Below are 21,857 nucleotides of genomic sequence, written 5' to 3'. Positions count from 1 at the left end.
TTGCGGTGGCCCCGACCCAGGCTGCCGCGCAACCTACGACGAAGGAGAAGAGCATGAGAATCAACAGCAAGGTGCGGATGAACCGCCTGTTCAACGGCGGACGCTGCCTCGACGTGGCGATCGATCACGGCGTCTGCAACGAGCCATCCTTCCTGAGCGGACTCGAGAACATGGAGTCCGTGGTGAAGACACTCACCGCGGCGGCGCCCGACGCGATCCAGATGAACTACGGCCAGGCCGATCTGCTGCAGGATCTGCCCGGAAAGGACAAGCCGGCGCTCGTCATGCGCATCGACATGGGCAATCCCTATAACCGCGTCCGCCACCGCGACATGTGGGCGGTGCTGCAAAACGAAGCCGAGCCGCTGATCGGGGCGCTGGCGATGGATGCGGCCTGTGTCGTCGTCAACCTGTTCATGCTGCCGGACGAACCGGATCTTTTCCGCCAATGCGTGCAGAACATCGCCCGCGTCCGGGCCGATTGCGACAAATACGGCATGCCACTGATGATAGAGCCGCTCGTCATGCAGCCGGTTACCGAGCATGGCGGCTACATGGTGGACGGCGATGCCGACAAGATCGTCACGCTGACACGGCTTGCCCGGGAGATGGGCGCCGATATCGTCAAGGCGGACCCGACCACCGATGCGGACGAATTCCACCGGGTGGTGGAAGCGGCGCGTTGCCCGGTTCTCGTTCGGGGCGGCGGCAAGGAGGATCTGAGAGCCGTCTTCGACAAGTCGGCGGCCTTGATGAAGCAGGGCGCCATGGGCATGGTCTACGGGCGCAATGTCTATCAGCACTCCAATCCGAATGCCGTGGTGCGCGGACTGATGGCGATCGTTCACGACAATGCGAGCGGCGAAGAGGCCTTCGCGCTGTATCGTCAAGGTTGATCTGATATCGGACCTTGGGAGGGGTTCAGCATGGGAGACTATCTTTTGGGCCTCGACGCCGGCAACACCGTCATCAAGGCGGTGGTCTTCGACCGGCAGGGCAAGGAAATCGCTTCGGCCGCGGCGGAAGGGCACAGCCGGATGCCGTTCCCCGGCCATGTCGAACGCAGCCTGGACGAGCTATGGGAGAATGCCCGCCGGGTCATCCGCACATGTGTCGATGAGGCCGGGATCGACGCCGGCGAAATCGCCGCCATCGGCTGCGCCGGCCATGGCAACGGGCTCTACGCGCTCGACCATGAGGGGCGTCCGCTTCTCGGCATACAGTCGCTCGACACCCGGGCGGCGGCGCTTGTCGAAGAGTGGAGGTCGCAGGGTGTCGGCGACCGGACTTATCCGATCGGCCAGCAACGGCCCTGGCCTTCGCAGACCCCCACTCTTCTCGCCTGGCTGAAACGACATCGGCCGGAGGTCTTCGCCAGCATCGGCACGGTCTTTCTCTGCAAGGATTTCATCGTCAACCGGCTGACGGGCACGCGCGTCAGCGACGTCTCGGACATGACCGGCTGCGGATTGCTCAACGTCGCCGGCCGGCACTACGACCGGGAACTCATGGCAGCTTACGGGCTCTCAGAAACGATTGACCTCCTGCCGCCATTGGTGGAAAGCGCCGACGTCGCCGGTCGCATCACCGAAGCGGCCGCGGCCGAGACGGGACTTGCCGCCGGAACGCCGGTGGTCGGCGGGCTCTTCGACGTGGTCGCCTCGGCGATCGGCTCGGGGGTCACCCGCACCGGGGCAGCTTCCATCATCGCCGGGACCTGGAGCATCAATCAGGTGATCATCGAAAGCCCGGAGCTCCAGGGACCGGTGTTCATGTCCTCCACCTTCGACCGCGACCGCTACTTGGCGATCGAGTCCAGCGCGACCTCCGCCGCAAACCTCGAATGGCTGGTGCGGGAGTTCTTTTCCGAGGTGCGCTCCGATGGGCGTTCGCCCTTCGACCTCTGCTGCGAGCTCGCCTCCTCAAGCGATCCGGCCTCCGACGACCCCATCTACCACCCCTATCTCTACGGCGCCCAGCAGGACGGCAGCGCGCGCGCCGGGTTCTACGGGATCGCCGGCTGGCACACGAAAGGCCACCTCGTCCGCGCGGTACTCGAAGGCGTGGCTTTCGGTCACCGCCAGCACATAGAGACGATGCGCAAAGCAGGCGCGGCCTTCGACGAGGCGATCCTTTCCGGCGGCGGATCGCGCAGTCTCATATGGCCGCAGATATTCGCCGACGTCCTCGGCGTCCCGGTCTCCGTGGCCCGCTCGCGTGAGACGGGCGCCCTGGGGGCGGCAATCGCCGCCGGCACCGGCGTCGGCATTTTCTCCGACTTCGCCGAGGGTGCGGCCGCGATGGTGAGAACCGAGCGGCACTATCGTCCGAACAGGGTGCTGGAGGCCCATTATGCCCGGCGATACGCGCTTTACAGGGACATCGCGGACGCCATGACGCCGATCTGGCGACGGCTTTCGGCAATGCAGGCCATCACGGCGGGAGTTGCGGCGTGAACGCGGATATCAACGAGAAGATCGCCGATGCGGGCAGTTACGATTTCATCGTCATCGGCGCCGGCTCCGCGGGCTGCGTTCTTGCCAACCGGCTTTCCGCCGACCCGAAAAACCGGGTCCTGCTGCTCGAAGCCGGCGGCAGCGACCGTTATCACTGGGTGCATGTTCCGATCGGCTATCTCTACTGCATGGGCAATCCGCGCACCGACTGGATGATGAGGACTGCCGCGGAACCCGGTCTCAACGGCCGCAGCCTCCCCTATCCTCGCGGCAAGCTGCTCGGTGGCTGCTCTTCCATCAACGGCATGATCTATATGCGTGGGCAGGCGGCCGACTACGACGGCTGGCGCCAGGCCGGCAATACCGGCTGGGGCTGGGACGATGTTCTGCCCTATTTCCTGAAGTCGGAGGACAACTTCCGCGGCAAGTCGCCGTTGCATGGCGCCGGCGGGGAATGGCGGGTCGAACGGCAGCGTCTGTCCTGGCCGATCCTTGATGCCTTTCGCGATGCCGCCGAAGAGCTCGGCATTCCGAAGACCGAGGATTTCAACACCGGCGATAACGAGGGATCCGGCTATTTCGAGGTGAACCAGCGCGGCGGCCTGCGCTGGAACACGACCAAGGCGTTCCTGCGCCCCGCCATGAAGCGGCCGAACCTTCGGGTGCTGACGGGCGCCGAGACCGAGCGTCTGATCTTCGACGGCCGCCGGACGAAGGGCGTGCGCTTCCGGTCGGACGGCCGCATCCACGTGGCGCGCGCCACGCGCGAGGTCATCCTCTCTGCGGGCGCGATCAACTCGCCGAAAATCCTCGAACTATCCGGGGTGGGTCGGCCGGACATCGTCTCGGCAGCCGGCGCGGAGGTCGTCCACGACCTCCCCGGGGTTGGCGAGAACCTGCAGGATCATCTTCAGATCCGCACCGTATTCCGGATCGAAGGCGCGAAGACGCTGAACCAGCTCTATCACAGCATTTTTTCCCGCATGGGAATGGGCTTCGAATACATGCTGAGGCGTTCCGGTCCGCTGTCGATGGCACCGAGCCAACTCGGCATATTCGCGAAAAGCAGCCACTCTGTCGCAACCCCCGACCTCGAATACCATGTCCAGCCGCTGAGCACCGACCGATTGGGAGAGCCGCTCCACAGATACCCGGCCGTCACGGTCTCGGTCTGCAATCTGAGGCCGGAAAGCCGGGGGAGCGTGCATGTCACGACAACGCAATCATCCGCCGCGCCGGACATCCGGCCGAACTATCTGTCCACTGCCGGCGACCGGTTGCTTGCGGCACGGGCGATCCGCCACGCTCGCAATCTCATGGCGACGAAGGCCATTGCAAGATTCAAGCCGACGGAAATACTGCCCGGCGCGGAGTTCCAAAGCGAGGATGAACTTGTCCGCCGGGCCGGCGACATCGCGACGACGATCTTCCACCCGGTGGGAACCTGCAAGATGGGCAGCGACCCAATGGCAGTGGTGGATTCTTCGCTGAAAGTCCACGGGATTTCTGGCTTGCGCGTCGTCGACGCGTCGATCATGCCGGCCATCGTCTCTGGCAACACCAATTCACCTGTCATCATGATTGCGGAAAAGGCGGCGGAGGCGATCCTCCGCCACTAAACTACGACTAATCACGATTTCGAAACTCAGGACGAAACCGCACGCGGCGTCCTCATCCACTCCAGGTGACGGGTCTCGGCGTGGATGATGCATCCTGGAAATCGACCCTCGAACGTGAGCGTGGGCCGTCCAACTCCAAAAGGCGCTGGAACTTACCGGCGACGTGGCGGCGCGGGCCCGGATTGATCCTGCTTCAATGGTTTCGTGCGAGGCATTGTGCTCATCGTGCTGGGCTGCTGGACTATGCCGCCAGCGTCGATACCCGTCCCTCGGAAGCTGGCGGTTCAGTTCAGTGTTCTTCGCCAGGCGGTACTTCGCGTCATCGGCAAGGGCCGGAGCGGCGACGAAGAGGATCGCTGTGGGACAGAGCGCTGGAGAGAAGGTGTGTGTTCATGGTCATTCTCAATAGTTTCGATGTGAAAGACGGTGGCATTCGGCCGCTTCACTCGCTTTTGCGGCGTTTGCAGGCCCGTCCAGATTTGACGAGGTATTCAATTTCGAAACGCGTCACGCCGATGTCCTTGAGGATGTAATCCGGCATTTCCTGCAGAGCGCACCCGCGTGCACGACCGCTTTGTCGGCGACGGTGGATTGCCTGGGCCACCTGTGCCACGCAGCTCGAGAAGGCTGTGCCTAGTGCCGTGGTCAAAAAGGGCGACGGATTGGTGTTGAAGGAGGTCTTAGACATGGTGCTTCCCTCTTGGTCTGAGTGTCGGCCTGTCGGTGGACACTCACCAATGCGGCTGTTGCGACGGAGCCACCGCCTTGTTGTTCCAGATGTGGTGGCAAAGGCTCGTCCAGCCCGCGTGCCATCGTCGTTCAGCCCGCACGAGCCATCCATTTGTTACTGGTACCCGGTCTGAGCCTCTGCGGCAGTTCCGGAAGTAACAGGAACCAGCGTTGGCGCCCCCCTCAGCCGCGCACGAACCGCGCATCCGTGGGTGTTCAGACCCGGTAGACGCGACGGTGCGCGCCGGAGATTTGATTTTTCTTTGATCAAGCCCACGCATGGAGAGCATATGCAAAAATATACTTCCTTACCGTGCCAGTAGGGCAGGTGCCAGTAGGGCAGGCTCTTGAGCACTTCTGAGGGAAGATTGGTGTGAAAAAGCAGATCCAATTCAAACCCGAGACATGACTTCAGGGCGTAGTCAAAGACGCCAGAGTGGCCGTCTGCCTGCCACAACCGCTCTGTTTCGCCAGTGCCCACCGCTGCCGCACATAGAGAGTATAAGGGCTAGGCGCCCAGGCACCTCAGGCCGATGAATAAAGGACTGCTTGCAATCTTTCGCCGCTCAAGCCCCAACGAGTAAGCGATCTTCGGTAACGGGCTTTGCGTCAATACCTTGTAAGTTCGATCCCTCGCCGAGTGCTCGCTTCTGTTGGGGTGGCCCCCGCACGCATCGAAATGTGCCAGAGTGAGTCGTTGTGAACTCAAGCAAAGAGGATCTCGGCCAGCAGGTGATTGTCCAAGACGTTACCGGCGCCGGCGGCAATCTCGGCGCCGCCTTGGCAAAGCGCTGCACCATACTTCTGACATGTTGCTCAGCCGAGTTCTTGGGCGAGTCCGATGAGAAGCCCTTCGGGCCCACGGATGTAGCAGAGCCGATAGACGTCTTCATAGTCGACGACTTCGCCTACGAGCTGCGCGCCGCGGCTGCGAAGCCTGTCCAGCGTCTCGTTGATGTCGTCGACGGTGAACATGACGCGGAGGTAGCCGAGAGCGTTGACCGGGGCGTTCCGGTGATCCGCGACGACAGATGGCCTGAGGAAGCGGGAGAGCTCTAGCCGGCTGTGTCCATCAGGGGTGCGCATCATGGCAATTTCGACATGCTGATCGCCCAGCCCAGTAACACGTCCCGCCCATTCTCCTTCGATCGTGGCCTGCCCTTCGAGCTCGAGGCCGAGCTCGCGAAAGAACTCAATCGTCCCTTCGAGATCTTCGACGACGATTCCGACGTTGTCCATCCGCTTGAGCGCCATGTTTCCAATCTCCCGGGTGTCGTTCCAACCTACAAGGTATCGCCTGGTCTAACAACGGACACTTGAAGTGCCCGAAGACGGCGCTCAAGATATGAAAACAGGTTTCCCGCGACCCGCGTCCTGCCGACTTGGTGGAAACGCAGCGTCAGGCCAAGCGGTATCCACCTTGTATCGATGGCGATCAGGCGGCGCCCGCCTGAGCGAAACAGCAAGGCGTCCGCGCGCATGTCCGAGTTGAAGCGCTTGCCGAACCAGCCGAAATTTTCCAACACACCGTCGAACGAATGGCCGGCCGGAATGCTACGCCCTTTTCATAGGCCGACGAGTTCGCGCGGCTCGATCGGCGGCAGGCTTTGGAACGCCTCAAGCGCTCTCCGCTGGTCTTTCAGCGGATCAGTTGTCCTTATGCTGGCGCTTTTTGACCCGCCGTCTGGATCTGGCGTTGCGGCGCGCGTCTCGTAACTCCTCGAGCGTCGGCATCCACCAGCCGCGATTCAGTTCGTGCTGTTCCGGTGGCGTCCGCGACGGCCAAGTTGCCACTAGCTCGTCCAGCGAGCCCGGCCGCCACGACGCCCAGACATACTCCTCGCCATCCACTGCGGGAAAGTAGAATGCGCTGACCGTGGTGGGGTCCGCCAGTTCTCCGTCAGTGCCGATAAAGAACACGACGCCGACATGCGTGCCGATCGCGCGATCCAAGGGCGGGGCGTCATTGCTGGGAGCCGGGTAGCGCTTCCGCCGCCGCTCCCTTGTCCTGGCTCTGCGTGCTTCGTCCTGCTCGGTCCCCTCGATCGCCTCGCGCCGCGCCCGCCTTGCTTCCGGCTCATTGCGCTCGGCGGCCGCCTCGATTGCCGGCCAGCGTTGGCGGAGTTCTTCAAATGAGCGGTAGGGCACCGTCCAGAGGCGGCGATCGGCGTCCCAACGCGCGTGGGGAATTTCGCGGATTTCGTTGACCACGGTCCGTGAATAGGGCGTCCGGATCTGGAGGGTTGCCGGTGCCGCCTCAAGGTAGCGGCTTTCGATCGGCTCGAAGGCAAAGACGTCCCGACCCTTCTCGTCGGCGAATCTATCTTCTTCAGCCTCCATCTCGGCCAGCCATCGGCCGATCCGCTTCTCGGCGGTACGGCCCGGTACGAACCAGGCATTGAGGCGGTCGCTCCACCTGGCGCGCGGGAACGCCTCCCGAAACCGCGCGACCGTTATCCGGTCGTGCGGCAACTCGGTCGTTGCACCCTCGCGCGGGCGTGGTTCGGATGTGTCCTTTCGTTCCATATCACATCGCCTGGCAGCCACGCTTCAGAGATCACCCTGTCCGCCTTGATTTGACATGCGTCTCGCCGCTCGGTTCGCTAGTCTTCTTGAAATCCCGTATGGCGGTGTATTTTGCAAGATTGTTGGCCATGCTCAGCGGCTCGACACACGGATGGCGCCGGCATCTCCAAGACTGCGCCGGACGGCGGTGACCTGGCTGGACGCGATATCGGCCGAGACCTCGATCTCGCCTGCGAGCGGCGCGTCTCGACGGGCGCCCCCGTCATGAGAGGCATCCCCGCCCGAGGGCCTCGCACCCGCAGTGTTCCGGTCGCTTGCCGACTGAACGAAGATATCGGGCCTCAAAATCCCGTGCTGCTGGACCAGATGCTCGACTGCCAGATCGGCTGCTTCGCGTGTTTCGAACGTGGCCCGGATTGTCGTGGTGCTGTCGTCCGCCATTGGCTGTTCTCCTGATGTTAAACTCACGGGATGAAGAACGCCTCCGGCGGCTGGTAGTTTCGCTTGCGGCGCCCCTTCCGGAAATAACCGTCTGCCGCCTTCGTTCCGGCCGAAGTACCTGCACTTTGACCGAACCGGACTGAACGACAGCAAGCAAAGGAGACGATATTGAGCGAATCGGGTTCGAGCAATGCGGAGCGGAAGCTGGAGCTGACAAGCCGGATTGTCGGAGCCTATCTAAGTCGTAATGCGGTTCCTGCCCGCCTATGCTTGCCGCCGTCTGAGACTGCGCTGTGTCAGACTATCCGGCCTGGACGATCTCTCCGGGTAGCCACCAAACCGGGAGTTTATGTGACGCCCTTAGTAAACTGAGTGGGGACAATGTGCCGCTGGAAGAGCACGAAAAGGATGAGGACCGGCACGACCGAGAGGAACGCACCTGCCAGAACGAGGCCCCAATCGCCCTGCACACCCCCAAACGAACGACGTAGGCTGAGGAGCCCGACTTGGACCGTCAGCGCTTCAGGTGGGCTGGTGATAAGGACAAGGGGCCAAAAGAAGTCGTTCCAAGCGCCTTGAAAGGCGAGAATCGCGTTGACCAACAAAGCCGGCTTGGCGTTTGGCAGAACGATCTTCCAAAAGACCTGAAAACGGTTAGCGCCATCGACGATGGCAGCTTCCTCTATCTCTCTTGGGAACCCCTCGAAAAACTGCTTCATTAACAGGACATTGGCCGAGGCGACGAAAACAACGATTACGCTCCAGGGGGTATTTAGAAGCGACAGGTCCCGGAAAATCAAATAGTTCGAGACGAAGGTCACTTGCGCCGGAATCGTCATTGAGAAGATCAGTGCTGCGAACAGTAGCCGGCTGCCCCTGAACTTGAACCGCGCAAGCGCATATCCGGCAAGGCTGGCGACGACGAGCGTCAGGACCAGGCGCCCGGTAGCGATGGCAAGACTATTGACCAGCCAGCTTCCGAACAGGCTCTTCCCTGTCTGCAGGTCAGCCGTCTCGTTTATAACTCGCCGGTAGTTGTTGAAGATCAACCCGAGAGCGCCTGGTGTGATGTTGTCCCAACTCAGCAGACGTCCACGACGCTCGGATCGCGATGGCGAAATCGGACTGTCGATAAGCGTTTGAGAAGGCGGAGCGGTCAGATTGAGCGGCGTGCGTTCGATCCGCGGCCCGTTCCGGCGGTCGGTACGGTAGGCGATCTCATAGACGAATGTTCGAGTCTGCCACACTCGCCGAATGCCGCTTTCGTCATGAACCTCCATCTTTGCCGAACTGGAACTTTTCAGGGCAATCGACGCGTAATCCGCCGCATAGTCCCGCATGAGCGCAGCGGCGATGCCCGATCCCGGGCGCCGACGAGGAATCTCGGCCTTCGGTTCGACGATGTCGGCGACCGCCGCGTAGGTGACACTGAACTCGACTTTGGCTCCATAAGAAAACCCTCCCCACAAAGCGTCGCCCGCGCCCTCATGTCCCAAACGCGCCGCGGCAATCCATGCGGCCGGATTTATTTGATCGAAATAGATGCGGAATGGTCTTTCGAGTGGATCGACCTTTAGGCTCGCCATGAAGGCAAGAACGAACATCCCCCCCATTATGGTCGCGACGGCAAGAAAGGTCATATACAACCAGGCGCGTGCCGCAAGCTGCCGCCGGCGAAGTGCGACAACCGGCAGACGGCGGCGCGGGGGCGAAGCAGTCACGGCGGTCATCCTCGCCATCAGTCGGCCCTTTCCTTCACACCGACCGATTTTTGCACGTAGACGACTGCGATTGTGAGAATGCCAAGGACGAGCGCAGCGGCACTCGCCACGCCAATCCTGGACGAGGCGCCAGCCGGAAAGGCGTTCTCATAAATGTAGTAGGCAAGCGTGACGCGGCTTGCGAGGGGCGCTGCATCCCCCAGAATAGCGACCTGGTCGAACATCTGCAGGGTGCCGATGACGCCCATCGTAACGACGGCGAAGGTCACCGGTCTGAGCGCCGGCACGGTTATGTGGCGAAATCGCTGAAAAGCATTGGCCCCGTCGATCTCGGATGCGTCGTACAAAGCGTTTGGGATTGACTGTAGCCCCGCCAGGAACAGCAGCATCAGCGTCGGGACTGTCGTGAAGACATTCATCAACGCCACGGACCACAGCGTGACCGGCATGAAAAGGAAATGCTGCTGGGTATTTAACCAGGTGATAAGCAGATCGTTATCGAAAACAGGCAGCAATCCCGCGAAAGCACAGGTAACGACAAGCGTCAATGCGCCAAAGGCGGCCGCGAGCAGAAAGAAGGGATCGAGGATCGAGATCCCTTCATACCTGCGCCGCGCGTTGAGAACGAGTGCGCCCTGCAACGCAACCAAGCCCATGAAGAACAACAGAATGTGCCCGCGGTAGGCAAGGACGGCGCTGACTGTCGCGGTCATGAAGCCATCTCTCTGAAAGAGCCAGAGGAAGATAAGCGTCATGGCCGTACTGGACATGATCGACGGCAGGTAAAACACCGTTTGAATGAGTCCCCTCGCCCGGACGGCGTGATTCACGAGAACCGCCAGGGCAAGCGCAAGCATGCTCTGGACTGTTGTGACGATGAGCGAGAAGCCGATCGTGTTGCGCAGGGCGATAAGGAAAAGTTCATCGGAGACAAGTGCAGTGTAATTGGACAGCCCGACGAAGCCCGGTCCCTTGAACAAGTCGAAATCGGTAAAGCTGTAGCAGGCTGTCCGGACGATCGCGTAGACGAAAAACAGCGCCATCGAGATTGTAAAGGGCAATACGAAGAGCCAGCCGCTCCTCTCTTCCGAACCTGCTCGCGACATGCATCCCCTCCCGCAGGTGCCCTGCTTCACGTTGCGCATCCGAGAACTCGGCTTACTTTGCGAGCATCCGATCGAAGACGCTTTGTGCCGATGCCAAAGCGGTGTCGGCATCCGCCTCCCCGAGGATGACAGCATTGAGCGCAGCATTGATTGGCTGCATCCAACTTCCTCCGACGTTTCCAAAGAAATATGGCGTGACGTGATCGTCCGAGAGGCCTTCAAAAACCACTCGGCTTGTCATCTGTTCGGACTGGCCGCCCCGTAACCAGGGGTTGCGAGCCAGAGCGGTCCTGCTCGGGAGGGCAAGCCCTTGCTCCAAAACCCATTGCTGGGCCTCCTCTGTGGTCAGGAGCTCGGCGACCTTTGCAGCAGCCTTACGGACTTTCGAGGCCGCATTGACGGTCCAACCGACGGTAAAGACGATATTTCCTCGTTTGCCGCTTTCAGGGTCTTTCGGCATCCGGGCAGTGCCGAGGCTCATGTTTGGAGCACTATCGCGCAGGGCGCTGATGATCCAGGCGCCCTCGATCGCTGTGGCAGCCCGCTCGGACGCCAAGCAACCGCCGCTCCAGCTTTGACCTGCGTCGGCGGCCATAACGGCGGCCCCAGACTTCACGAGGCCGGTGTAAAAATCAAAAGCCCGCTGAAAACGCTCATCGAGCATAGTTTTTCCCCGACTGTCGAAAGGGCGCCAGCCCGTCGACACTGCAAAGGCGCCGAAGCGGGCATATTCCGGAACGATGCAGAGGCCATCGACCTCCGGAAGAGCCTTGTGCACCGCTACGAGTTTCTCCTGCAGCGTCGTCCAGGTATCGTCGTTGCTTGGATAGGCAACCCCCGCATCATCGAAGATGTCCTTGTTGAAATGTACCGCCAGCGTGTTGAAGTCCTTCGGGATCGCGTAAAGCTTCCCATCATAGGTGAAGGCTTCGAGGAGATTGGCTGCAAAACCGAAAACGTCCTCCGTTACCGGTGCTGCTTGCCCGGCGCTGAAAATGGAGCGCGCCCAGAAGATATCGACGTAGAAGAGGTCTGGAGCGGTGCCCGCCGAAAGGCCGTTGATAATGAATTGCGAAAAGTCGCCATCAACGGGTTCGTACGTTACCGTGATGCCGGCTTTTTCGAGCTCGTCGGCAAGAACGTTGGTTAATAAGCCGTTGACGATGGCGACCTCGGACCCGCCCCAACCCGATACCCGCACAGTGTCCTCAGCAAACGCCGGCAAGCCAAGGAGCATGGTCGCCGCGGCAAGTGCTTTCGCAGGACGGAACGGCATATCGATCCTCCCTCCGATCAGAGATCAGGGACCAGAGCGGCAACTACGAGACGGCTTCCCGCTGCTCAGGAGGTAGATAGCTTCGCATGCGAAAACGTCGAGCAGCGCACCACCGCAAGAGCAGCCTGCCGTTGTTGATCGAACTCAGATATCCTCACCCTCTTCACTCCAGCGGCTCGGCTAGGAGCTACGCCCCTCTTACTGACTATCGCACGCTTGCGTCGGGGCGATCTTCTCAGCACAGAAGGCCTACCTTTGGAGGCTCCCTGGTTGAGAAAAGATCTCTGTTCAACCAGCGTCTCACTTGGGTGAAGCCGTAGTTCTCTCCCGGAGATCGTAGTTGTTGGGATTCTCCTCCAACTTGTGGATACCCTCGGTAAGCCCTGATCGAATACGATGACGAACATCATTCTCGAGCTGGTCTATGCTCTTGCGAATTGCCTCTTTCCAGGCTGGACCACGGTCGTACGCTTCCATGAAGGCGTCGGCCAAGTCCTCCGTCTGTCGCGTTTCGATCATGGCTTCCATTATGGTGGCAGCCTGTGCTCGGTCCTTGCGACTCTTCGCCATGCCGTCATCGTCCGTCAGGCGACGGCTGGCGACGATGAGTTTATGAATGGCGTACCGCTGCGGAGCGGGGACATTCACCAGCACGCCGGCACCGTGCAGCAGAACGGCTCGGATCGGATGGTAAATCAGATAGTCGAGGAATCGGAGCGGCTGAGCCGCAGCCCCGCCGAGTGCGGGCATGGGTGTCGGTCGCCCGCCATATTCGTCAGAACCACGATTTGGAGTAAGGAATTCGACCTTGTAGCCCTTCCGAGACGCGTACTGCGTTGTGAAGCGACCGTCGGCTTGGTGAGGGATCTCCCTGAATGTCGGATCGACCTTCTTCAGCGTCTCGAGCATGGGCGGCACTTGATCGTCCACAGCCACCGAAATCGAATAGAACTGAGCGAAATCCGCATCGGCCGTAAGCATTGCCGTCCCCGGCAGGCGAACGCCTAATACTGCCGGATAACACTGGTAGGCGACGGCACCGATCAGGACGCCACGCAACCGGAAAAAACCGGCCTCAGCCAACGCCTGCACAATGTCCCCCGTTTGCCTTTCCGGGCGGGGTAGATACGCTTCGCGCACGAGAGTTGACACCAACTTTCGGCGCTCACGGATGCCTGCCTTTAAATCTTTGAAAGTTTCGACCCGTCTTGTGATCTCAGGATCCTCGACAGGGCCGACGTATGTTCGCTTCTTGCCGCCCGCCCCATCCGGTAGATCGAAGTACCAGTATCGACGCCCTTTCACCTCAGCAGTGATAAACCGGCCTTCTACATTGAACTCGCCTGCGAACGAGCCATCAAGAGATCGCTGCGAGAGCTCGCTGTAGAGCGTCTGGTAGGTGTGCGAGATGTTCTGCATTGCGTTGTTACCATGTTCGCATAGATGGTAATAGCAGAAATTCGCTACAATGTCACCCGGGAGTTGTTACCAAAATTGCGTTAATGGTAACAACGGTCCGCTCCAAACTCTGGCCAGTCCGTGAGAGCTGGAACTCCACTCCTCTGTTGGAGTTCTTACCGTCATGTCGCTCTCAGAAGAAGGACGATGCGTAGGAAATGAAGCCGGAAAAATGGGCGCATCTGTGCATAGATATGCAGCGCATGTTCGCCGAGGATACTCCTTGGCAAGTTACCTGGATGCCGAAGGTATTCGACCGGGTCGTTGAAGTTGCAGGCCGGTTTCCGGAGCGCACGATATTCACGCGTTTCGTGCCGCCGTCGGCCCCTGAGGAACTGCCAGGCATGTGGCAGGCGTACTACGAGAAATGGCCGATGATGACGACTACCCAACTTGATCCGGTTCTGGTGGATCTGGTTCCGGACCTGAAAAGATTGGTACCGCCAGCGCGCATTTTTGACAAAAGGACCTATTCGCCCTGGACGGATGGTCGCCTGCACAGCGCCTTGCTTCATCAGGATATCGGCACACTGGTCGTAACAGGAGGCGAGACGGACATCTGCGTGCTGGCCGCGACGCTTGGGGCTATCGATCTCGGCTATAATATTATCCTGCTGAAGGATGCGGTATGTAGCGCGACCGATCAAACGCACGATGCATCGCTGGAACTTCTCAGCAAGCGCTTCTCAGTTCAAGTAAAGGTTATGAACACCGAGGAGTGGTTATCGTCATTTTAGAGCCTGCGCGAAACGAGCGGAGCTGTTCCTGGATCCCTACGCGACCTTAGAAGGACGAGCTGAGCAGATTGTGCGCCGGAGGTGCTGAACGGTCCTGACGGCAGTCTTGCGGCCGACGGCCTTTCGGCGACCGACCAGCCGGCTGAGCGGACTCCTTGAGCTGTGTTACACTCCGGCCCATCGCTTCAATGGAGTGGTCCCATGGGCATAACGTTTCCGAACGAAAGTTCAAGTTATCGCACCGCTCGCGACAAGCTACTGCAGCGCGAAGCAGCACTCAGGCGCGAAATGGAATCCGTGGCCGCAGAGATCCGAGCACTCCCTCCGGGCGGGGTCGTTCCCGAGGACTATGAATTCGACCACATGGACGGAAAGGGGACATTGGCAAAGGTGCGACTCTCCGAGCTGTTTCGGCCCGGCACCGATGTCTTGATCCTCTACCATTATATGTTCCCTCGCCATCGCAGCGATAAGCGGCCCAAACCGAGCAGCGGGCCGATGGCAGAGCTGCCGATCGAAGACGGTCCGTGCCCGTCTTGTACTGCCCTACTCGACAACTGGGAGGGAGCGGTGCCGCACGTAGAGGGTATGGGCGTAAACATCGCGGCTGTTGCAAAGGCGCCTATCGAGCAGGTTGCAGCCTTTGCGGCTCATCGGGGCTGGCGCAGGCTGAAGCTCCTTTCTGCCGCGAACAATAGCTTCAAACGCGACTACCACGGCGAGGACGCGGAGGGCCAGCAATTGCCGATCCTTACCGTGTTTCACAAAGGCGCGGACGGGCTGATCAGGCTGAGCTGGGCCTCTGAACTGTTGTTCTTGCCGGCCGAGCCGGGGCAGGATCCACGGCATTTGGGCACTGTCGAGCCGATGTGGACCCTCTTGGACCTCACTCCCGGAGGGCGGCCGAATACCGACGAACAGTTCGAATACCAAGGCTGACAACCCGCTTTGCCGAGGTGCTAGTCTCGTGACCTCGCCAAGAGGGCTATCGATCGCAATTGCCGTGGCTCGCGCCTGCCGAATGATGCTTTCTGCGCGAGAAATCAGCGAACTCTCTGAAGAAGCGCACAGTTGAGTGCCGCGACGCAATAGGGCGGCGAAGGCGATCCGCGGCGGAAGGGCGAGGGAGATCACCCACGAAGAGTGGCCACCCCCTCTGCCCGGCTTCACGACACGCGCGGGCGCGCCACGTCGTTCACTCCCTCCGGGTCCGGCGCCTGGCCATAGCTCATACGCCGCATCTGGGCGATCACCCGCTCCATTTCGTCGTCCGGCAGTACGGGCGGCTCCCCAAGCGTCAGGGCCTGAACATAAATCCGCGATAGCGTCTCCACCTCGATTGCAAGCCACAATGCCTGTTCCAGCGTTTTGCCGAGCGATATCTGACCGTGCTGCCCGAGCAGGCAGGCCAAACGGTCCTTGAGGGCAATAAGCGCGTTGTCGGAGAGCGCCTGCGTTCCGAAGGTCGCATATTCGGCGCAGCGGATCGTGGTGCCTCCGGCAATCCCCGTCATGTAGTGAAAGCTCGGAATGGTCTTGTGATGGCAGGCGAGCGTCGTCGCGTAGATCGAGTGGCAATGCAGGACCACGTCGATATCGGTGCGCGCGCGCAGAATGTCGCGGTGAAAGCGCCACTCCGATGACGGGCGGTGGCCCACATAGGTGCCGTCGAAGCCCATTTCCACCAGGTCGTCCGGCTGCATCGTGTCATAGGGCATGGAGGACGGCGTGATGAGGAAGCCGTCATCGGTGCGGACGGAAAGATTGCCGGCCGTGCCCTGGTTGATGCCGCTCGAATTCATCCGCCGGCAGATGTCCACCATTTCCCGCCGGAGTGCCAGCTTGTCCGTCTCAGCCATGAAGATTTCCTTTCGTGTTCCGGAATTTATCTCTGTTGCCCGGCATTGCGCGGGCGATCGCGCGCCAATCGGCGGCATAGCGGGAAAGTTCGGGATTGAGCCGCGCAAGATCGACGGGCTCGCTGAGGGCAAGCGGCGCCGGCCCCTTACGCGTCTCGTGACCGGCAAGCAGCGCCGCACCGGCGGCAACACCATAGGCGTCGAGATTGAAGCGCACCTGGCGCTCGGGAAGCAATGCCGCAACCACACCCGCATAAAGAGGATCGCGCAGGAAGCTGCCGTCGAGCACGATGAGGCGATCCGTGGAAAGCGCCTCGATGCATTCCACCGTCAGCAGTGCACAATAGAGGAGCGCCAGGGCCTTGCGCTCCATTGCCGTCTCGGCCACAGGTCCAAGGATGCGCCCGCTTCCGGCGCTGCCGGGGAAAAGACCATCGTCGTCGCCGAAGGAGGGCACCGCGATGGTCCGCTGCGCAACCAGACGCCCGAGGACCTCAATGGGGGCGTCGTCCGTCGGCGGATTGGAACCGGCGATTTGGGAGAATTCCCGCCCGCCCATTGTCAGAATCCCGCCGAGGTGGTTTCCGAAAACGTCGCTGTTAAGCGTCATGCCCCGGTGCTCGTCGAGGCGCTCGACCGGTGTCGTTCGTGAAAAGCCGACGATCCAGGTACCCGTCGAGATCACCGTGAAATCTCGAAGTCCCGCGGCGTGATAGCGATAATGATTGAGGCTGCTGTCGTGGCCGCCCGTCAGCACGCGCATTTCTGCCGGGAGTCCGAACCTGCGGACGAGTTCGGGCCGGATCGGCCCGAGCGTCTGCCAGGCTTTCGCAAAGGGCGGCATCAGCCGCTCCCAGCCGCGGGCCTCGACGATCGGTGAGAAGCGCCTTTCGGCGACGTTCCAGAGATGCGACTGTGCCCCGAGAAAGCTCGCTTCAGACGCGGCGACGCCGGAAAGCCGCCAGGCCCAATATTGCGGCAGGCCGAGATACCAGCGCGCTTTCCCGAAAGCCTCCGGTTCGCACTCCTCCATCCAATAGAGCTGGCGGGCCTGATGGGTCGCGCCATGCATCGTCGCGCTGCCGCGGTCGAGAAACGTACCGGCAAGCGGGATATAGCCGTCGCGGATATCCGGCGGCAACGGCTGCTCGTAATCGACCATAGGAAGCGCCGCACCATCGCCGGCCCCGGGGTCGGGACCGGTCAGAACGCCGCCCGAGCCGTGCCCGGCCGCGACGACGGCGGCAAGTTCATGGCGCCGCGACAGAGCCGCCAGCGTCGCGAAAACCCATTCGCCCAGCTTCGTGAGGTCGTGGTGGCGCCAGGGAGGCCCGGGGAGGACGGGATTGGGGACGCTGATGGTCTCCGCCACTGTCCCGTCGGCCCCGACCGCGCTCAGCTTGACGTTGGTCTTGCCGATGTCGAGAACGGCGACCGGAGCCGCACCGCTGTCTCGATCGTTCATCGCATCCACCGTCTCTTCTCCCCGACCGTGCTCGCGCCAACCTCGTTCAGATCAAGCCGTATTGCGTGGCCTTGTTGCGCAGGAACGGCAGACCGTTGCCCATCACTTCCTCCTCGTCCTTTGCGACCGGACGCCAGACGGCAAGGCCATAAGCCACTTCCGGCGGCATATTGATGAAGCTTTCCATGGCAAGACCACCCTTGAAGCCGATCGCCGCAAGCGTCGAGAAAATCTCGTCCCAGCCGCAGGTGCCGTAGCCCGGCGTGCCGCGGTCGCTTTCGGAAAGATGGATGTATTTCAGGTACTCGCGGGCATCGAGGATGCCTTTGCCGACGCCCTTTTCCTCGATGTTCATGTGATAGGTATCGAGGTGCACGAAGACGTTGTCGGCTCCGACCCGCTCGATCATCTTGACCGCCTGCCAGCCGGTATTGATCAGGTGGTTCTCGTAGCGATTGACGGCCTCGACGCCAAGCTCGATGCCGCGCGACTTGGCGTGCTTGGCCGCGGCCTGCAGCACGCGGGCGATGTTGTCATACTCCTGGACGGTCGGCGGCACGCCGGTGCGCTCGCCGATGCCGCCATAGATGACGCCCGACAGCGCCTCGCCGCCGAGATCGGCAGTCTTGTCGATTGCGATCTTCAGATGGTCGATCGCCGCCTCGGGCCGCACCGAGGCCCACGCCGGCTCCGGCAGGCCGAGCGAGCAGACCGCGCGCAGCCGGTTCTTCTCGAGCAGGGCGCGGGTGTGCTCCGTGTCGACGGCAGGCGGATTGAGCATCGGGATCTCGATGAAATCGACCTTGTATTTGACCGCGGCGGCTACCGCCCGTTCGGCGCCGGGACGGTCCCAGTTCATTGTCCACATGCTCGTATGTACGCCAAAACCCTGCATCGTCATGATCCTCTTCTGATAATTGAAATCCTGATTTTCGAAACGACCCAACGCAGAATCATCACGCCGACGAGAAGGATGCCCCAGACGGCGGTCGCGAGATGCTGGTTGGCTCCGATGAGATTGAGCCCGGACGAAAGAAGCTGCAGCACCACCAGCGCGACAAAGACGGGGATCACCCGGCCGAAGCCCCCGAACGGATTGACGCCGCCGAGGAAGCACGCGAGCACCGTGATCAGCAGATAGGACTCGCCATGACCGATGCGCACCGAATTGAAGCGCGCCAACATGATGATGCCGGCGATCGCGCACATGACCCCGGAAAGCGTGTAGACAAGCACGATCGCCTTGCGCGTGTTGATGCCTGAATAGCGCGTCGCCTCGAGATTTGAGCCGATCATATAGGTGTTGAAGCCGAGCTTTGTGCGACCGAGAAGCAGATGCCAGGCGAGCACGCAGACGACGAAAACGATCAGCGGGACGGGAATGCCGGCGACGGAGCCGTGGCCGATCACGCCGACAAAGGGCGGGAATCCGGAGATGTCGCCCCCGCGCGTCAGGAACTCGCCAAGGCCGCGCAGGAAGATCATCATCGACAGGGAGACGAGGATCGGATGGGCGCGTGTGAACGCGATCACCAGGCCCATGATGACTCCGCTTGCCGCACCGACCATCACGGCAAGGAGGGAGCCGACGAGGAAGATGCCGAAGCCCGCGTCGGCCCCTCCGTTCGCCTTGAGGACCCAGGCAAGGGTCAGTCCGGCCAGATTGGCGGTGAAGGTAATTGCGAGATTGAGGCCGCCGGTCAGGATCGGCAGCAGCATGGCAAGCGTCAGCAGCCCGAGTTCCGGCAGCTGGAAGGCGACGGAGCCGAAGGTCGCGGCGCTCAGGAATTGCGGCGAGGCGATTCCGAAGACGAGGACGACCGCGACGAAGGCGAGCCCCGGACCGGCCATTTCCGGCCCTATGGCGGCCTTGATTCTTCCGAAAACTGTGGTCATCGGCCCGTTCCCTTCTGACCTACAAAAGGCAGCAGGCGCTCTATCCGCGTGTTGGAAAGCGTGATGGCGATCAGAATGATCGCGCCGATAATCATCTTGAAGGCGAAGGGCGATACGCCCATCAGGTTCAGTCCGTTCTGAGTGATCGAGATCAGAAGCACGCCGAGCACGCAGCCGAGCACGGTGCCCTTGCCGCCGCCGAGGCGCGCGCCGCCGAGCACGACCGCGGCGAGCACGTCGAGTTCGCGGCCATAAAGCGCGTTCGGCACGACTTCCTGAGCGTAATGCGCCTGGATGAGACCGCCTATGCCGGCCATGAGGCCAAGCCAGCCAAAGGCAATGAATTGCATGGCACCGATATTGATGCCGAAGCGGCGGGCACCTTCCGGATTGTCGCCGAAGGCGTAAAGCTGGCGGCCCGTCGTCGTCCGCGTGATCAGCGTCCATGTCGCAACGACGCAGACGACCATGACGAGAACCGGAAGCGTGATCTCGATCCAGGTACCGTCGGGCATTTCACGCTCGAAGAGGATCACGCGGTCCGTCAGCCAGTCAGGCAGGTCGTAGATCGACACGCCGCGGGTGAAGAACATCAGCAATCCGAAATAGATGTTGAAGGTAGAGATCGTGGCGACGATCGAAATGATCCGGAAGCGGTGGATCAGAAAGGCGTTGAAGCAGCCGAGCAGCACGCCCAGCGAACCGGCGATGAGAAGCCCGGAGATCCAGCCGCCACCACCGATCCAGCCGAGCGCGATCGCCGTGCCGTATTGGACGACGGAAGCGGCCACGGCGAAGGAGATGTCGATGCCGCCGGCGATCAGCACCACCAGAAGGCCGACGGCGAAGATGATGTTGACGGCGCTGATGTTCAGGAGATCGAAGGCGTTGCCGAGCGAGAAGAAATTCGCCGTTGCGAAGGAGAGCACGGCACTGATGACGACGATCACCGCCAGCAGCGAAAATTCCGTCGCGTGAGTGCGGATCAAGCTACGCATAGACGGCCGCCTCGATCTCTTCCAGCCGCGACTGGCGCGGATCATAGGTTCCGACGATGCGGCCCTGGGCCATGTGCAGGACACGGTCGGCGTTGAAATAGACTTCCGGCACCTCGTCCGAGATCAGGATAATCGCAAGCCCGCTCTCGGCGAGCTTGGCGACGATGTCGAAGATCCCGGCCCGTGCCCCGACGTCGACGCCGACGGTGGGCGAATCGAGGATCAGCAGTTTGGGATCGGTGGCGAGCCATTTGGCGATCGCCACGCGCTGCTGGTTGCCGCCGGAAAGCGTCGATATCGCGTCGGCCTGATGGCCGATCTTGACGCCGAGATCGGCGATCCAGCGGGAGACGAGACTTCGTTTGCGATCTTCGGAAAGAAGCCCCCCGGAGAGAATCTTGTGCAGCGAGGCGATAACCAGATTGTCGGCGATCGCCTGCGGCTGGATGAGCCCGAGTGACAAACGGTCCTCCGACAGATAGGCGACGCCGGCCCTGATCGCCTCGCGGTTCGAGCCGAAGCGGACCTCCTGGCCATCGATACTGATCGTCCCGGATGCGGGCTTGAGCATGCCGAAGAGGGTGAGCGCCAGCTCGGTCCTCCCTGCCCCGAGCAGACCGGTTATGCCGAGCGTTTCGCCGCGGCGAACGGTCAGCGAAATGTCTTCGAAGTCGCCCGGCCTGGTGAGGCCGCGAACCTCGAGAACGGCCGGCTGGTCCTCCTTCGGGCGCGCGCGAACGTGCTGATCGAAAGTCTTGCCGGTCATGAGTTCGGTGATTTTCGACTGCGTCATCCCGGCTGCGGGATAGACCCCGACCAGCGCGCCGTCGCGCAAGACCGTGATCCGGCTCGAAATCTCCAAAACCTCGGCAAGCCGGTGGCTCACGAAGACGACCGCGACGCCGGAGGCGGACAGGCTGCGGACGATTTCGAGCAGATGGTCCGTTTCCGATTGCGTCAGCGATGCCGTCGGCTCGTCCATGAAGACCAGTTTCGCCTCCCCGACCAGCGCCCGGGCAATCGCCACGATCTGACGCTGGGCGATCGCATATTCCTTGAGCGGCAGGTCCACGTCGAGCGTGATGCCCAGCCGGGCCAGCGCATCGACCGCGATCCTGCGCATGCGGCCGTAATCCACCAGCCGCGGCCGCCCGCCGAGCACCTCGTGGAAGGCGATGTTTTCCGCGACGCTCATTTCCGGGAAAAGCGCAAGGTCCTGCCAGATGACCTGAATGCCGCGATCCTGTGCGGTGACCGGCGACATATGCGAATAGGTTTCGCCTTCATATTCGATGACCGCCCCTTCGGCCGGGCGGTAGACGCCCGTGATCACCTTGATGAGTGTGCTCTTGCCACAGCCGTTCTCTCCGGCGAGGCAATGGACCTCGCCCGGGCGCACGTCGAAGCTGACATTCTTCAGTGCCTTGACGCCGCCGAAAGTCATGTTGATGTTGCGAAGAGACAGAAGCGGCTTGTCCGTGCTCGCCGCGCTTGCCGACTGGTGCATGCTATCGAGGCCCATCGATGGTGTTTCCAGAGGATCTGCCAGGCCGACCGGAGCCGGCCCAGC

General features: G+C 61.5%; 19 protein-coding genes and 1 pseudogene. 5 read left to right on the top strand and 15 right to left on the bottom strand.

What is annotated here, in order from left to right; all coding sequences use genetic code 11:
• The first annotated feature begins 53 nt into the window (after positions 1 to 53).
• From CN933_RS24465 to CN933_RS24455, 3 genes are read left to right on the top strand one after another with little or no spacing between them, the layout of a single operon-like run.
• On the top strand, positions 54 to 896 hold the full coding sequence (locus CN933_RS24465) for a class I fructose-bisphosphate aldolase (protein ID WP_102762684.1): 843 nt from the start codon (positions 54 to 56) through the stop codon (positions 894 to 896).
• A gap of 30 nt (positions 897 to 926) precedes the next feature.
• Positions 927 to 2,456, top strand: coding sequence for an FGGY-family carbohydrate kinase (locus CN933_RS24460; protein WP_102762683.1), 1,530 nt, complete (start codon positions 927 to 929; stop codon positions 2,454 to 2,456).
• Positions 2,453 to 4,075 carry a GMC family oxidoreductase gene (locus tag CN933_RS24455; protein ID WP_180980798.1) on the top strand — a complete coding sequence of 541 codons (1,623 nt, stop codon included), beginning with the start codon at positions 2,453 to 2,455 and terminating at the stop codon, positions 4,073 to 4,075. The genes CN933_RS24460 and CN933_RS24455 overlap by 4 nt, the downstream gene beginning before the upstream one ends.
• A 442-nt stretch (positions 4,076 to 4,517) precedes the next feature.
• On the opposite strand, the gene CN933_RS24450 is transcribed toward CN933_RS24455, so the two are convergent.
• From CN933_RS24450 to CN933_RS24400, 9 genes and pseudogenes are all read right to left on the bottom strand, one after another.
• Positions 4,518 to 4,763 (bottom strand): DUF1127 domain-containing protein, encoded by a 246-nt coding sequence (locus CN933_RS24450; RefSeq protein ID WP_102762682.1) that lies wholly within the window; start codon positions 4,761 to 4,763, stop codon positions 4,518 to 4,520.
• A gap of 857 nt (positions 4,764 to 5,620) precedes the next feature.
• Positions 5,621 to 6,058, bottom strand: coding sequence for a VOC family protein (locus CN933_RS24445; RefSeq protein ID WP_102762681.1), 438 nt, complete (start codon positions 6,056 to 6,058; stop codon positions 5,621 to 5,623).
• Positions 6,059 to 6,126: 68 nt separating this feature from the next.
• Positions 6,127 to 6,465 (bottom strand): annotated as a pseudogene (locus tag CN933_RS24440) (GXWXG domain-containing protein); the annotation flags it as partial.
• Positions 6,452 to 7,330 (bottom strand): hypothetical protein, encoded by an 879-nt coding sequence (locus tag CN933_RS24435; RefSeq protein ID WP_102762680.1) that lies wholly within the window; start codon positions 7,328 to 7,330, stop codon positions 6,452 to 6,454. The pseudogene CN933_RS24440 and the gene CN933_RS24435, both read right to left, overlap by 14 nt.
• A 132-nt stretch (positions 7,331 to 7,462) precedes the next feature.
• Positions 7,463 to 7,771: a hypothetical protein gene (locus tag CN933_RS24425; protein WP_102762679.1), complete on the bottom strand. Its 309-nt coding sequence runs from the start codon at positions 7,769 to 7,771 to the stop codon at positions 7,463 to 7,465.
• Between the two features lie 347 nt (positions 7,772 to 8,118).
• Positions 8,119 to 9,510: a carbohydrate ABC transporter permease gene (locus tag CN933_RS24415; protein ID WP_245425148.1), complete on the bottom strand. Its 1,392-nt coding sequence runs from the start codon at positions 9,508 to 9,510 to the stop codon at positions 8,119 to 8,121.
• Positions 9,510 to 10,598 (bottom strand): carbohydrate ABC transporter permease, encoded by a 1,089-nt coding sequence (locus tag CN933_RS24410; RefSeq protein WP_102762677.1) that lies wholly within the window; start codon positions 10,596 to 10,598, stop codon positions 9,510 to 9,512. The genes CN933_RS24415 and CN933_RS24410 overlap by 1 nt, the downstream gene beginning before the upstream one ends.
• A 52-nt stretch (positions 10,599 to 10,650) precedes the next feature.
• Entirely contained in the window at positions 10,651 to 11,874 is a 1,224-nt protein-coding gene (locus CN933_RS24405; protein WP_102762676.1) for an extracellular solute-binding protein, read from the bottom strand.
• A 300-nt stretch (positions 11,875 to 12,174) separates the two neighbouring features.
• Positions 12,175 to 13,293 (bottom strand): nucleotidyltransferase family protein, encoded by a 1,119-nt coding sequence (locus tag CN933_RS24400; protein WP_102762675.1) that lies wholly within the window; start codon positions 13,291 to 13,293, stop codon positions 12,175 to 12,177.
• 197 nt (positions 13,294 to 13,490) lie between these two features.
• Here CN933_RS24400 and CN933_RS24395 point away from each other — a divergent pair, with 197 nt between their 5' ends.
• Together CN933_RS24395 and CN933_RS24390 are read left to right on the top strand one after the other, a co-directional pair.
• The gene (locus tag CN933_RS24395) at positions 13,491 to 14,069 is read left to right on the top strand and encodes a cysteine hydrolase family protein (protein ID WP_102762674.1); all 579 of its coding nucleotides are present in this window, start codon (positions 13,491 to 13,493) and stop codon (positions 14,067 to 14,069) included.
• 201 nt (positions 14,070 to 14,270) lie between these two features.
• Complete coding sequence (locus CN933_RS24390; protein ID WP_102762673.1) at positions 14,271 to 15,008, top strand: DUF899 family protein; 738 nt, start codon at positions 14,271 to 14,273, stop codon at positions 15,006 to 15,008.
• A 227-nt stretch (positions 15,009 to 15,235) separates the two neighbouring features.
• On the opposite strand, the gene CN933_RS24385 is transcribed toward CN933_RS24390, so the two are convergent.
• Genes CN933_RS24385 through CN933_RS24360 form a run of 6 tightly spaced genes read right to left on the bottom strand, consistent with a single transcriptional unit; the run spans position 15,236 to position 21,809 of the window.
• Positions 15,236 to 15,928 carry a class II aldolase/adducin family protein gene (locus CN933_RS24385; protein ID WP_029957415.1) on the bottom strand — a complete coding sequence of 231 codons (693 nt, stop codon included), beginning with the start codon at positions 15,926 to 15,928 and terminating at the stop codon, positions 15,236 to 15,238.
• The gene (locus CN933_RS24380) at positions 15,921 to 17,393 is read right to left on the bottom strand and encodes an FGGY-family carbohydrate kinase (protein WP_102762797.1); all 1,473 of its coding nucleotides are present in this window, start codon (positions 17,391 to 17,393) and stop codon (positions 15,921 to 15,923) included. The genes CN933_RS24385 and CN933_RS24380 overlap by 8 nt, the downstream gene beginning before the upstream one ends.
• Before the next feature lie 46 nt (positions 17,394 to 17,439).
• A complete protein-coding gene (locus tag CN933_RS24375; RefSeq protein WP_026168976.1) occupies positions 17,440 to 18,288 on the bottom strand; it encodes a sugar phosphate isomerase/epimerase family protein in 849 nt (282 codons plus the stop codon).
• Between the two features lie 2 nt (positions 18,289 to 18,290).
• On the bottom strand, positions 18,291 to 19,289 hold the full coding sequence (locus CN933_RS24370) for an ABC transporter permease (protein WP_102762672.1): 999 nt from the start codon (positions 19,287 to 19,289) through the stop codon (positions 18,291 to 18,293).
• On the bottom strand, positions 19,286 to 20,287 hold the full coding sequence (locus CN933_RS24365; RefSeq protein ID WP_102762671.1) for an ABC transporter permease: 1,002 nt from the start codon (positions 20,285 to 20,287) through the stop codon (positions 19,286 to 19,288). The genes CN933_RS24370 and CN933_RS24365 overlap by 4 nt, the downstream gene beginning before the upstream one ends.
• The gene (locus CN933_RS24360; protein WP_102762670.1) at positions 20,280 to 21,809 is read right to left on the bottom strand and encodes a sugar ABC transporter ATP-binding protein; all 1,530 of its coding nucleotides are present in this window, start codon (positions 21,807 to 21,809) and stop codon (positions 20,280 to 20,282) included. Before CN933_RS24360 ends, CN933_RS24365 begins: the two co-directional genes overlap by 8 nt.
• Positions 21,810 to 21,857 lie beyond the last annotated feature (48 nt).

Origin of the sequence: Sinorhizobium sp. M4_45, assembly GCF_002885915.1 — a bacterium.
Classification (GTDB): Bacteria; Pseudomonadota; Alphaproteobacteria; order Rhizobiales; family Rhizobiaceae; genus Sinorhizobium; species Sinorhizobium meliloti_A.
Note: the sequence above shows the minus strand (reverse complement) of the source record. Positions and strands in the feature narration are given on the sequence as shown.